This window comes from Robertmurraya dakarensis, from assembly GCF_900156875.1.
Classification (GTDB): domain Bacteria; phylum Bacillota; class Bacilli; order Bacillales; family Cytobacillaceae; genus Robertmurraya; species Robertmurraya dakarensis.
In genome coordinates this window covers 376,437-389,887 of the sequence record NZ_LT707409.1, presented here as the reverse complement: position 1 = coordinate 389,887, position 13,451 = coordinate 376,437, and the positions used below count along the sequence as shown (strand labels likewise).

The window sequence follows — 13,451 nt, the reverse complement described above, 5'->3', positions numbered from 1 at the left end:
CTTTTTGTTGTAAAAAAAGGGGCACTTTGGCCGCCCCCCTATTTTTAGATGTATACGGATTATAAGGATTGCAGGGATTGTAAAGAGTAATCAGCAGACCTGGTTAACAAGCTCTTCCTTGCATCGCAGTACTCTTGATAAAGCTTGTCTACGTAGGCCGCTGTGCTTGTGACTTTCGTGATCGCACCAATTCCCTGACCACTGCCCCATATATCTTTCCATGGCTTCACCGCATTTGAACCAAAATTCATCTTAGATGGATCACTTTCTGGCAGATTATCAGGATCCAATCCTGCGTTCCGGATAGATGGTTTCAAATAATTTCCACGCACCCCTGTGAAGAGACTGCTGTAAACGATATCTTCAGACGTGCTGTCAACGATGGTTTGCTTATATTGGTCTGATGCATTTGCTTCATGAGTAGCAATAAACGGAGAGCCGATATAAGCAAAATCAGCGCCCATCGCTTGAGCTGCTAAAATGGAACTGCCGTTTGCAATCGATCCTGACAAAGCAAGTGGTCCATCAAACCACTCACGGATTTCTTGAATTAAAGCAAACGGGCTCTTCTCGCCAGCATGGCCGCCCGCTCCTGCAGCAACAGCAATTAAACCATCTGCGCCTTTGTCAATCGCTTTGTGTGCAAAATTATTATCAATAACGTCATGTAAAACGACTCCCCCATAGCTGTGAGCTGCATCAAATATTTCCTTACGTGCTCCTAAAGAAGAAATAATCAGCGGTACCTTATACTTTACACACAATTCCATGTCTTGTTCTAACCGTTCATTGGATTTGTGTACAATCTGGTTAATCGCAAATGGTGCTGCCGGACGTTCTGGATTTTTTGCATTGTAGGCGTCAAGCTCCTCTGTAATTTCTGCCAGCCATTCATCAAGCAGAGAAGCAGGTCTTGCATTAAGTGCTGGCATGGATCCAACTATTCCTGCCTTACATTGTTCAATAACTAGTTTAGGATTACTTATGATGAAAAGTGGTGAGGCGATTACGGGAATCCGTAACCCTTGAAGTATTGATGGAATATTTGACATGTTCTTTTCCCCCATTCGATAATTTCCATTCGATTTTGCTGCATAAAAAGTAGTTTTACTATTTACTATATTTAGAGTATAAAAGATTCGCTGAATATTCTGTACCATCACCATGTAGGAAACTTTATTCGTTTTTTCAACATTATGTATTAAAAGCACAAGATGCTCACAGTAAATGACCCAAAATAGAAGATATATATAAATTAATAAGTTGATAAGCACAAGTATGACCCCGCCATATTGCAGGGCCACACTAATTATTTTAGATATCTACTATTGAACAGTAAGATTAATTATTTTGCGTTTCTTCAATTATTTCGATCATTTTCTTCGTTCTTTCATTCGTTTCTGCAAATCCCCGCCAATACGTTTCTTTAGCAATCTCTACAAATTCTTTATGAGCTTCTTCCGACAACTCTACTACTTCCAACCCGTTTTCTTTTGCGAACTCAATACCGTGCTCTGTATAGGCTTTCGACGCAGCAATAGTTTGCTGCTCAATTTCTTTTGCTGCCTCCATAACAAGATCTTGGAGATCGCTTGGAAGTTCGTCCCACGCTGATTGACTGATAGCTATCATAGCGGCACCAGGGGAAAGCTCCCCAGGGACTGTCACATATTTGACAACCTCACCCAGTTTATAAGTATCCAATGTATAGGCAGGAAAACTAACGGCATCGATCGTACCTCGTAATAAACCTTCATAGTACTCCGCATATGGCAGATTGGCAATACCGGCACCCATTGCCTTGTAAAAATCTCCTTTTAAAGTACCTTGAGTATTCACAATGGCACCTTTCATATCTTCTGGTCCTGAAATTCGAACATTGCTGAGAAACGCCATTGCAGAACTCTGATAGTAAAATAAAGGTTTCACTCCATATTCATTTAATGCTTCTGCATATAAGTCACCAAGTCCGGACTCGTTGATCAAATAGACTAGCTCTTCTTCGTTCTTCCATCCAAATGGTAACGAGTTCCAGTTTCCCTCAGGAATTTTATCAGTCCATGAAACAGGTGAAATGACTTGCATATCAATGGTTCCGCGGGAGAGTGCGTCTAATGACTCTGACTGACCAGCCAACTGATTGGCATAGAATATCTCAATTTCTACCCTTCCATTAGTTTTTTCTTTTACTAATTCCTTAAATCCCTCTTGAGCCAAATATGATGATGTATTTGAATCTGTCGGTGGTGCGTTCATGGAATTCATCCTTAATTTATAGATTTTTTCTTCTTTTTCCTCGGCTTTCCCCTCATCAGAACTTCCTCCTGTTGATTCACTTCTAGAGCTGCCGCTGCTGCAAGCACCCAACAATAGAAGAGAAAGCATAAAAACCAAAGCTAGACTTAATTTTAAGAATCGATTTGTATTCATTATTTAACCTCCCTCTCAAAGTAAAAAAATATTATTTTTAAAAATTGAAAACTAACACTTACAAATAGGCGGATTCCTCATAGAGTATCGCTTTGTTAGAACGGGACTTAGTCGTGTATACCGTTATTTTTGATAGTTTTCATTCCTTAACACCGTCTTTAATACCTTGCCAGCTCCATTTCGAGGCAAAGAATCCAAAAAATCAACAAGCTTCGGTTTCTTATAGGAAGCAAGCCACCTTTGACAGTATTCAATCACTTGTTCTTTTGTCAGTTGCTTGTCGGGCTTCATCACAATACACGCTTTGACACTCTCACCCCAGTCAGGATCAGGAACTCCAATTACCGAAGCCTCCAAAATGTCTGTGTGCCTATATAAAATTTCTTCTATTTCTTTTGGGTAGATATTTTCGCCACCGCTAATAATCATATCTTTTTTACGATCTACAACATAAATGAAGCCTTCCTCGTCCACTCGGACCAAATCACCGCTGTGAAACCAGCCCCCTTTAAAAGCCTCCTTCGTTGCCTCCGGATTTTTATAGTATTCCTTCATGGTAGTCGGTCCTTGATAGACTATTTCTCCAATTTCTCCTATTGGAACATCATTCATTACATCATCAACAACGCGAACCCGTACATTTATAGCCGGTTTGCCAACTGAATCTGTCTTCCGCAATGAATCCTCCCCAGTTAAGTACGTTGTAGCTGGGCTCATTTCTGTTTGTCCAAACGATTCAAGAATTTCGGCATTTTCAAAGACTGCCATGATTCTTTTCTTTAATTCTAGCGGACAAATCGCTCCTCCCATGGAACATGACATTATTGAGCTAACATCGTAGTCTTGAAAATTTGGTACCTGGAATAGAAAGTTCCACATTGCAGGGACCATTCCCACCGAGTTGATTCTTTCGTTTTGAATGGTTGTTAAAATTCTTTCTGGTTCAAAATCACGGTGTAAATGTATTGTCCCTTTTACTAAACAATTTTGTACTAGCTGCGATAGTGCCGCTACATGAAATAATGGAGCACTAACAATCTGCCTTACATCTTTCCTCAAATTTGAATGATAGAGTTTATTTAATCCATTTGTATACAAGTTTTTATGCGTTAAGACAGCTCCTTTTGGTTTACCTGTCGTACCAGAGGTGTAAATAATGGCATGGGCGTCATCATCTTGAAGTTCTTTTTGTTGAAAGTTTACAGGAGTATCGTAAATAGAATCATAAGTGACAAAGCCTATTCCAAGGTCAAAGTCTGAACATCCCACTAATACAATCATTTCTACTTTTGATAGTTTGCTAATTATTGGGGTTAATCTATCAATGAACTCTTCCTCGACGAACAGGATTTTAATATCTGACTGATTAACAATATAGTCAATTTCTTTCGAGACGAGTCGGAAATTTACAGGAACAAAAACACCTCCGCATAAGCTTGTGCCAAAATATAATTCAACAAAAGGCATTCCGTTTTTAAAGAGGCAGCCCACCTTGTCATTTTTTGCAATCCCATGTGATTGGAGCCATCCCGCTAAATGCGAAGCTCGATCAAGAAAGTCTTTATATGTGAACCTGAGATCCCCGTAGACAAAGGCTTCTCGTTCTGGAACAATATGTGCAGCATATTTTAAGGCTTCTCCGATAAGTAATTGCTGAGACATTGATACTAATTTTTGATCCATATAAATCCCCTTTCAATGAAAAACCTTACCTTTAAATATTAGTGCTCTCCTTTGAATCTTTTTTAAAGATTCATATGATGAAAGTACTACTCTTATTGGTCCTAAAATCTTGAAAATTGCGGATATCAACCCGGTGGCCGGGACCATTCAGTTCAAAGTTGATTACCGCCCTAATACATCTTTTATCAATTGATTAATTATTCTAAATATTCCATCTTTCAATTATAAAACATTGCCTAAATACGCTGTACCCTCATCATGTAGGAAACAATCTTTAAATTTTCCTAAATAAAGTACAAAAAACAAAAAAGCATGGCACACTGCCATACCTTTTTGCATATTAGGAAAAAGAAACACCCTTTTCATAAAATAAATCGTATAATTTATAGGCCATCATCAAGACAAATCGATGCTCAGAATAGTTCAAATCAACTTCTATTAAGCTTTCAATCTTTTCAAGCCGATAGAGGAGAGTACTTCTATGAATATATAACTCCTCCGATGTTTCCTTAATATTTCCATTGTGATAAAGGTAAACTTGAAGTGTATGAAACAAATCCATCGTTTTCCCTTCAGAGTATTGAAGCAATGGCTGCAGATGTTTATTCACAAAAATTTTGGCCATTTGCTCATCTTTTAATTGCTGCAGCAGGGTATAGGCACCCAACTCGTCGAATAGGGCAAATCCTATATCTTTATAACGATGCATTACAACGTTTAGAGCTTTAACAGCCTGCAGATAACTATCATAATACTCTGATAGCTTTGTCGTTTTTCCACCTGCTGCTAAAAAAACCTTACTATTATTACTGTTCGTTTCCACCGTTTTTTTAAAATTCTCATAAACTTTCGACCAGTATGCTTTCGAGCTTTTATGAGCTGGTGAGATTAGTATGTACTCGCCTTCTTTATTCGCTATTAAAATCTCGGGATCTGTAAGTAAGATTTGAGATTTCAACTGCTCCCAAAGCCATGATTTATGTGCTTCTTGTTCTAGTAAATTCATGGATTGCTCTTTATCCCCAACAACTATAAAAACAACAGCCACACAGTTGGAACGATAGATATCCCAATGAAATAAATTTGCATATTGGATGATTTTATCTTCATCGATTATTTTTTCAACTAATAATTGATTAATAAAGCTATCCTTTACTTGCTCTTTCGTGTCTAAAACAAGCTTTTGTTTAATAAATTGGATGGAATAAATATTTCGGGCAACATCAATACTCAAACGATGATATTCATCCATTTTTTCATTCGTGACGTCAACAGCAAGATACGCTAATAAATCTCCGCCGCCATTGATAGGCCATACAGCCATTTTTCTATCGACTAATTGATCAGGTTTAGTTTCATTACTTTTTGACAGTACGTCCGTAACTTCATAGGCTGCAAGTTCTACCAGTTCATCAAATAGATCTTTGTCTAAATTCATGAGTTTGAATGAAATCGGTCTTAGGAACCGATCAAGTATTAATACAGACTTTGAAAAAAGCTCACCTAACTTGTCGGTGATCCCATCCAATCCATTTCCTACTACCGTTTCCTTCAAAAGCTCCTGCTGATAATTTAATAAAAGATGTAGATTCTGCTTATGGTTCTTTTCATTCTGATATAGCATCGCAATGGCTACATCTTTCCCAAATTCATCAAAGACTTTTCCCATTTCCGGGTATAGCGTCACATCCTGAAAAAAGCCAATAATACAAAATCCAAAAAGGTTTAACTCATTTTTTAACGGGAACGTAAACCATGTAGGCACTTTTTCCTTTTTTAAAATAGCAGTAATTTCACAGTCTTCATCAGCCCTAGCAAACGTTATCGTTTTTTCCATTAAACTTGGAGAACATTGATTGATTTCCATCGGAAAAGCAGTGGTTAACGAAATAGATTCACCACTCCATACTTTCAAACAAAACTTTTCGCTCTCTTTCATAATAATCCCAACGAAGTCACCAGAAAGCTCTAAACGAAAAGAATCTGATAAGTATTGCAATGTTTCTTCTTCCGTCTTGAAATTCACTAATTGGCGTGAGGTATTACGGAGCTGGTGTTCTAGTCTTTTAACAATCTTTTCGGTTTTCCGGATATCCATAGATTCAACTCCCCACCAGACGGTTTCTTTGCTGCAGATGAAAATGCTGTTCCAGCTAAGAAGGTGGAACAGCATTTTTCTACTATATATATAACTCTATTAAAATATAGCATCCCCTGCTTCTATATATCAATTCGAAGGACCTTAATTTTGAATGTATGTGCTAGAGTTTATTACAAAAAAACTGCCTGTAGCGTGGGCAATCTTTTGTCCATCTGAACGAAATACATCTGCCGACAATACCATGGTTTTTGCACCTTTATGTTCCATTCTAGACTGACAAGTAACGTAATCCCCTACTCCAGGTGCAAGGTAATTTATGTTCAATTGTGTTGTAACTACGGAATATCCTTCCGGAAGCAGACTATGTGCCAAACTCCCCATTGTCTCATCCATAATGGCAGCTGTCACTCCACCGTGGAGAATATTTTTATTGTTGTTGCTGATTTGTGTTAAAGGTATGGTGATTTCACAGCTATTATCATGAAACTCCCGCTTCATTTGAAGAAACGCATTAATCGTGCTTTGTTTGCTAACTCTCTTCTGTTTCACTCCATCCAGTACATGCTCTAGGATTATGGTTTCTTCCTCTGTGGCATCAAGTAAAAATTGATGAAATTTTTCAGTTAGTTTCTCATTCATAGATTTCACCTCCCTAGATATAATTTTTTTAAAACCCGCTATCGTAGCGTTCCAGGTTTAATTTCTCATAACCTCTGGCAGCCATGTAACCAATTGCGGGAAGATCATGACGATAATCATAGAAAGGAGCAGAAGGACAACGAATGGCCAAACAGCTGAATAGATGGTCTTTATGCTGACGTCTTCTGCTACACCTTTCATGATGAAAAGACTGACACCAAATGGAGGTGACAAGTTTCCAACACAGCAAGCTATAACAAAGATAATCCCAAACCATACTAAGTCAAACTGCATCGCATGCAGAGCCGGGATGAAAAATGGAGCTGTTATTAATAAAGCCGCAACCGTATCAATAAACATTCCAATGATTAGGAAGAAAATAATCATAAAGATTAATATCCACCAGCGATTTAAATCGACACCCGTAATTAACTCGGCAAAAGCCTGACCAACTCCTGTTACAGAAACAATCCTGGCATAAGCAACTGCTCCAATTAAAATCCAGAATATGAGTCCAAGTAGTTCTGCCGTCATTAAAAACATATTTTTTAAGTTTGGCAGCGTTAATTTTCTTCGAACACCTGCAGCCACTAAAGAACCTACAGCACCAACGGCTCCTGCTTCTGTCGGAGTGGCTACTCCTAAATAGATGCTACCAAGAACTACAATAATAACCGCTAGTGGAATGATTACGCTTTTAAGGGAGACAAACTTCTCTTTCCAAGTGAACCGTTCTTCTTTTGGAATGGCAGGTCCCTTTTCTGGATTTAATAAACAGACAATATAGGCATAGATCATGAATAAAGTAGCTGCAACGATCCCAGGAATCACTCCACCCATAAATAGGGCACCTGCGGAAACCTCTGCTTCTGACGCAAATACAATCATAACGATACTTGGAGGGATAAGGATCCCTAAAGTTCCCCCTGCCATGATAACACCGAGTGTTAGTTTATCATCGTAGCCCCGCTTTAACATCGACGGCCGAGCCACCATTCCAAGTGTGGCAGTTGAAACAGATACAACCCCAACCATCGCTGCAAATACAGCCGAAATAAAAGTAGTTCCCGCGGCCAAACCGCCTCGCACACCACCAAACCAACGGTAGACCACCTCATACAAATCATCAGCTAAATCACTGTACATAAGGATGGCTGCCATAAAAATATATAATGGCAATGCAGTTAAAACTGCTTGTGTTGTTTTTGAGTAAGATCCTAATACAAAACCATCAATACTCGGCAATCCGTCCCAAAAAACAAAACCAAGAATTAGAGAAATACCACCCATCGTGAACCCTACAGGAATACCTAAAGCCATAAACAATACCAATGATCCAAATAATATAGTTCCAACTAAAGCGATATCCATCTATACTACCTCCCCGCTGCCGACAGAATTGCTACCGGTTACAGTAACTCCATCAGTATCATAGAGTTTCTTTCCTGTGATAATGATATAGATATCTTCAATAAATTTACTAAGCCCCTGGAGCCCAATTAATAATCCCCCTATTGGAATAATTAACCATTGTACCCATAAAGGCATTTGAGTACCTCCAGTTGATACTGCACCAATGTTGTAATAATGTGTGACATAATCGAATCCTAGCCACACAAAGGAGAAAACGATGAGGAACAGAAATAATGCACTAATCATGTCAATAATACTTTGTACTCTCAAGGAAAACTTCTCAAAAAAGAAATCGACCCGTACATGCTTGCCTATTGACATTACATATCCTCCCAGTACCAGTCCTACTAGCCCCGTACCCCAAGTCGCCAAATCAAAAGCCCAGCCTGTTGGTGAGTTTAAAAAATATCTAAGCAGCACATCAATCGTCAGCATAATACTCATAAATAAAACAAATATCCCCGTAATATATACCATTGCTTTATTAATTTTGGTGACAATGTTATTAAATCCTATGAAAATACTCTTCATGTTACTAATCCTCCTTACCTATCAGGACTCGTTAAAAAAGCTTGGCCCCGCTGCTTTGCAGGGCCTTTATTAATGGATGTATTTACCCTCTAAATATTATTTTTCTGAATTAGCCTCTAAAATCTCTACCATTTTCTTTGTTCTATCATTTGTTTCTCCAAACGCTTTCCAATATGTTTCCTTGGCGATATCTACAAATTCCTTACGTGCTTCATCAGATAATTCAACCACTTCCACGCCATTTTCCTTCGCATAGTTAATCCCTTTATCCGTTAGCTTTTTAGAAGCAACCATTGATTGTTGTTCAATCTCCATTGATACCTCCATGATAATATCTTGAAGATCACTTGGAAGTTGATTCCATTTCTCTTGATTGATCGTAATTAACCCCATAGCAGGAGAAACTTCACCTGGAACGATTAAATATTTTGCTACTTCTCCAAGTTTATACGTTTCTACTGCATAGGTTGGGAAACTAACAGCATCGACCGTGCCGCGTAATAAACCTTCATAGTAGTCTGAGAATGGGATATTAGCGATACCTGCTCCCATTTTCTTATAGAAATCTCCTTTTAAGGTACCCTGAGTATTCATAACCACACCTTTCATATCGGCAGGTTCAGCAATGCGCACATTGGAAAAATAACCAGCTAAAGAACTGTGATAATAGAACAATGGTTTTATGCCATATTCATTAAGTGCTTCCTCGTATAAATCTCCAAGCCCAGATTCACGGAGAAGATAGTGCAAATCCTCCTCAGTCTTCCAGCCAAATGGTATAGATGACCAATTGCTCTCAGGAATTTTATCAGCCCATGCAACTGGAGTAATTACTTGCATATCAATGGTACCGCGAGAAAGTGCATCTAATGATTCTGATTGGCCAGCCAATTGGTTAGCATAGTAGAGCTCAACCTCTACTCGTCCATTCGTTCTTTCTTCCACCATTTTTTTAAATCCTTCTTGAGCAATATATGAAGATGATTCTTTATCGGTTGGTGGAGCATTTTGCGAATTCATTCTTAATTTGTAGACTTTTTCTTCTTGAACTTCCTCACCTTCTGAATTGCCGCCTGTTGTAGCACTTCCACCTCCACCGCATGCAGCAAGCACCAGCAGCGTCATTACCATGAAAAATAATAGTGTCATAGACTTTAAGATTGGTTTTTTACTACTTCTCATTTTTCTCCCCCTCATCATTGAGTTAATTATTAAAAATCTTTTGCAAACGTTATCAATACTTACAACCAAATACCAGTCGAAAAAAATTATTGCTTGATCATCTGACTTCTATTCTCCCGCAGCTCTCTTTTGAGGATTTTTCCAAGATGATTGCGAGGGAATGCCTGAACTATTTCCACGTCAGCTACCCGTTGAAATTTATTTACTCGTTCATTAACCCAGCTTTTTAACTCAGGTCCTGTCACAGCAGCATTTTCCTTAAGTTCCACAAGTGCAAGCGGTGTCTCGCCCCATTTTTCATGAGGAACCGCAATGACAGCACAGTCAGCAACGTCTGAATGAGTTGACAGAACGTTTTCAATGTCAGCTGCATAAATGTTTAACCCGCCTGAGATGATCATGTCTTTCTTCCTGCCTAAAATATATAAAAAACCATCTTCATCCAACTTGCCCATATCCCCTGTTCTTAAATATTTCCTGCCATTTTCGTCATACCATATGACCTCCTGTGTTTTTTCCGGAAGCTTATAGTAGCCTTTCATCAGAACGCTGCCTCGGCCCACAATTTCTCCTGCTTCTCCTTTAGGAAGCTCTTTTCCCTCTTCATCAATAATCCGAATATCTGTTCCAAAGTACGGCTTTCCTACAGAATCTGGTTTTTCCAGGACATTATCAGGGAAAAGCATTGTCCCAGGCCCTTCTGTCAAACCATATAGCTCCGCAAATTTACAGTTGAATTTCGTCAGGATTTCTAATTTTGTTTGTTTATGCAGAGGAGAAGCTACCGAAATCAGCTGTTTAAATGACGAGACATCAAATTGATCGAAATCTGGATGATTAAGAACCATGTAATATTGAGTTGGAACCATAACCGAATGCGTAGGTCTTTCTTTTTGACTGATTTCTAAAAAACGACCCGGGCTAAATTTTTTCATAACAATAATTGTTCCCCCAACAGCTAATGTAGGAAGCATCGGTGCCCAAGTGCTATTCGTGTATAAAGGAGTTGTAAGCAGTGTAATGGCCTCTTGAGTAAATCCGTTGCTGATTGCCAATCTCGTAGCAAACATGTATCGGGAATAGTGCGTGTGTAGGATCCCTTTTGGAACACCTGTTGTTCCTGAACTGTATAGAATTATGCAATCATCTTCAAATTTTAATTCTATATTAGGCTCTTCGGCTGACACGTTTGCGATAAACTGTTCGTAGCTTCCCGAACCTTTCTTGCCAACTTCTACGGTCTCAACCTGATGATTCTCTTTTACATAATTAATAGATTCAATATTGTCTGAGCTAAAGAAAACGATCTTTGAATCTGAATTCTTTATCATATGTAACAAAGTATCGGGCTCTATCATTGTTGCTAGTGGAACAAGAACTCCCCCAGCTTTTATTACCCCAAACATAATTTCAATGCTTTGTGGCATATTCGACATAAATACCGAAACCTTGTCCCCTTTTTTCACCCCTTTTTTTATCAGCGCATTCGCAACAACATTTATTCTTTCATTTAGTTCCTTCCACGAATAACGCTGACTTTCGAAAATAACTGCTTCTCTATTAGGAAAATTTTTGGCATGCTGGGACATCAGGTCTGTGATCACCAATGGTACCGCATCAAAGTAACTCATCCTTTTTTAACCTCCCTTTTTTTTATTGTATTTAAGGACATATTGTTGTCGGGTCATCTTGTTGTACGTACCAATAAAAATAGTGTAATATTAATTTTATGAAGAGTCAAACAATTCTTATAATATTGAAAATTTTTAAATATAGTATACTTAGGATCTTCCTTGAACTACCTATATCTAAAAGACTTTTTTCAATTTTTAATAGATATCAACATGTTTCAGAAAATACATAATATTCCGAAGAGCATTTACTTTCAGTATAATATCAGTAAAATAAGATTATATGAATGGGCTATTTTGTATGTAATAACTAAAGAAATGAGTGAAAAATATGTTAGATGAAAACAGCATAATTCCACTATATTATCAATTAAAAGAACGGCTAAAGGAGCAAATTAGGGATGGAACGTTAAAAGAAGGTGACCAGTTACCTACTGAAAGAGGTTTAATGGAAATCTATAATATCAGCCGAGCAACTGCAAGAAAAGCGCTAGGTGATTTAATGAATGAGGGATTAATTTTTCGAAAACAAGGGGTTGGGACTTTTGTTGCTAAACCGAAACTATCTCAGGATCTAATCGGGGAAATGAGTTTTGTACGCCAAGCCATAAGACAGGGTCTGCGTCCGAGTTCTAAGATTATCCATAAAGCAGTTGAAAAACACGTATCACAAAGTATTCTCAATACTTTACAATTAAATGCCTCAGCAGAAATATTAATCTACAGTGTTGTTGTTTATGTAAATAAAGAGCCTATTGCTATCGAAACTGTATATCTGCCGTTAAAAGTAGCTCCGGGTATTCTTGAAAAAGAACTAGATAAAACGAATATTTACGATGTCCTGCAAAATGAATGTAAACTTAACTTGTCTCATTCTATCGTAGAGATAGAACCAACTTTAATCAATGACTTCGAAGCGGAGCATTTAGAAACCTCTATTGGTAAACCAGCATTATCCGTCAATCGAGTTTTTTATGTTGAGGAAAGTCCTGCCATTATTCATAAAAGAATTTTGCGTGGAGAAAGATTTAAATATTATTTTAAACTTGAACAAAACAATTTAGATTTCCAATTTAAGCAAACTAGCAGACAACATGGAGACGAACCTTTTGTATCTTAATCTATTTGGAATTGTTTCAAAACTTGCCGGAATATAATTTGGTGAACACCCAATATTGTTCGCTTGTATTTTTCACGTTTTATCTCGAGAAGCTAAAAGCTTTTGAAATTCATTCGGCGAGATTAAAAAAAGACCAGGCTCTCCTAGCAAAATGAGAGTCTAGTCTTTTTAGTTTTGTACTCTCCAATTCTTAACTGTTTTTTCAGAGAGCCGGGAGGGTTCATTTGCTTCTTTATTAGACCGTCCCAGATCTTATAACCGTGTCACCATTTCCTATTCGCAGACTTTGCTCTAGTAAATAAAGAGGTCAACCAGTACAAATAGGTGGCTAGCCCTGCACTACTCACTTTTATTCTCATTTTTAGGCCTTCAGTATTGATTATGACTTGGTTCAAGTCTACGATAGTTTTCATCAACAAATAAGATAGGTTGCTGTTAGAATCTACAGCTGCCTGATTAATGCCGCCCCTTCTCAATCACCCATTTTAATTTTCTTCATTCCGGCTATGAAAGCCTAAACTCGATCTATCACCGTTACTTTTGGTCTTCATTCAAGCTATGAAAACCTAAACTCGATTAACAACCGTTACTTTCGGTCTTCATTCAAACTATGAAAACCTAAACTCGATTAACAACCGTTACTTTTGGTCTTCATTCAAGCTATGAAAACCTAAACTCGATTAATCACCGTTACTTTTGGTCTTCATTCAAGCTATGAAAA

At 38.0% G+C, this 13,451-nt stretch carries 10 protein-coding genes; 1 reads left to right on the top strand and 9 read right to left on the bottom strand.

Annotated elements, in window-relative coordinates; all coding sequences use genetic code 11:
• Window positions 1-59: 59 nt before the first annotated feature.
• From CZ487_RS11100 to CZ487_RS11060, 9 genes are all read right to left on the bottom strand, one after another.
• On the bottom strand, window positions 60-1,052 hold the full coding sequence (locus CZ487_RS11100) for an NAD(P)H-dependent flavin oxidoreductase (protein ID WP_077215278.1): 993 nt from the start codon (window positions 1,050-1,052) through the stop codon (window positions 60-62).
• A gap of 289 nt (window positions 1,053-1,341) precedes the next feature.
• Window positions 1,342-2,430, bottom strand: coding sequence for a TRAP transporter substrate-binding protein (locus tag CZ487_RS11095; protein WP_077212235.1), 1,089 nt, complete (start codon window positions 2,428-2,430; stop codon window positions 1,342-1,344).
• Between the two features lie 123 nt (window positions 2,431-2,553).
• On the bottom strand, window positions 2,554-4,113 hold the full coding sequence (locus tag CZ487_RS11090; RefSeq protein ID WP_077212234.1) for an acyl-CoA synthetase: 1,560 nt from the start codon (window positions 4,111-4,113) through the stop codon (window positions 2,554-2,556).
• Between the two features lie 340 nt (window positions 4,114-4,453).
• Window positions 4,454-6,211 (bottom strand): PucR family transcriptional regulator, encoded by a 1,758-nt coding sequence (locus CZ487_RS11085; protein WP_077212233.1) that lies wholly within the window; start codon window positions 6,209-6,211, stop codon window positions 4,454-4,456.
• Window positions 6,212-6,355: 144 nt separating this feature from the next.
• The gene (locus tag CZ487_RS11080) at window positions 6,356-6,853 is read right to left on the bottom strand and encodes a PaaI family thioesterase (protein WP_077212232.1); all 498 of its coding nucleotides are present in this window, start codon (window positions 6,851-6,853) and stop codon (window positions 6,356-6,358) included.
• Window positions 6,854-6,910: 57 nt separating this feature from the next.
• Entirely contained in the window at window positions 6,911-8,224 is a 1,314-nt protein-coding gene (locus CZ487_RS11075; RefSeq protein WP_077212231.1) for a TRAP transporter large permease, read from the bottom strand.
• Window positions 8,225-8,797: a TRAP transporter small permease subunit gene (locus CZ487_RS11070; protein WP_077212230.1), complete on the bottom strand. Its 573-nt coding sequence runs from the start codon at window positions 8,795-8,797 to the stop codon at window positions 8,225-8,227.
• A 96-nt stretch (window positions 8,798-8,893) separates the two neighbouring features.
• Window positions 8,894-9,979: a TRAP transporter substrate-binding protein gene (locus CZ487_RS11065; protein WP_077212229.1), complete on the bottom strand. Its 1,086-nt coding sequence runs from the start codon at window positions 9,977-9,979 to the stop codon at window positions 8,894-8,896.
• An 86-nt stretch (window positions 9,980-10,065) separates the two neighbouring features.
• A complete protein-coding gene (locus CZ487_RS11060) occupies window positions 10,066-11,610 on the bottom strand; it encodes a class I adenylate-forming enzyme family protein (protein ID WP_077212228.1) in 1,545 nt (514 codons plus the stop codon).
• A 331-nt stretch (window positions 11,611-11,941) separates the two neighbouring features.
• On the opposite strand from CZ487_RS11060, the gene CZ487_RS11055 reads away from it, so the two are divergent.
• The gene (locus CZ487_RS11055) at window positions 11,942-12,730 is read left to right on the top strand and encodes a GntR family transcriptional regulator (protein ID WP_077212227.1); all 789 of its coding nucleotides are present in this window, start codon (window positions 11,942-11,944) and stop codon (window positions 12,728-12,730) included.
• Window positions 12,731-13,451 lie beyond the last annotated feature (721 nt).

Coding starts and splice junctions, on each gene's coding strand:
- CZ487_RS11095 (WP_077212235.1), bottom strand. CDS start 2,430: ATGAATACAAATCGATTCTTAAAATTAAGTCTAGCTTTGGTTTTTATG.
- CZ487_RS11090 (WP_077212234.1), bottom strand. CDS start 4,113: ATGGATCAAAAATTAGTATCAATGTCTCAGCAATTACTTATCGGAGAA.
- CZ487_RS11055 (WP_077212227.1), top strand. CDS start 11,942: ATGTTAGATGAAAACAGCATAATTCCACTATATTATCAATTAAAAGAA.
- CZ487_RS11070 (WP_077212230.1), bottom strand. CDS start 8,797: ATGAAGAGTATTTTCATAGGATTTAATAACATTGTCACCAAAATTAAT.
- CZ487_RS11085 (WP_077212233.1), bottom strand. CDS start 6,211: ATGGATATCCGGAAAACCGAAAAGATTGTTAAAAGACTAGAACACCAG.
- CZ487_RS11060 (WP_077212228.1), bottom strand. CDS start 11,610: ATGAGTTACTTTGATGCGGTACCATTGGTGATCACAGACCTGATGTCC.
- CZ487_RS11100 (WP_077215278.1), bottom strand. CDS start 1,052: ATGTCAAATATTCCATCAATACTTCAAGGGTTACGGATTCCCGTAATC.
- CZ487_RS11065 (WP_077212229.1), bottom strand. CDS start 9,979: ATGAGAAGTAGTAAAAAACCAATCTTAAAGTCTATGACACTATTATTT.
- CZ487_RS11080 (WP_077212232.1), bottom strand. CDS start 6,853: ATGAATGAGAAACTAACTGAAAAATTTCATCAATTTTTACTTGATGCC.
- CZ487_RS11075 (WP_077212231.1), bottom strand. CDS start 8,224: ATGGATATCGCTTTAGTTGGAACTATATTATTTGGATCATTGGTATTG.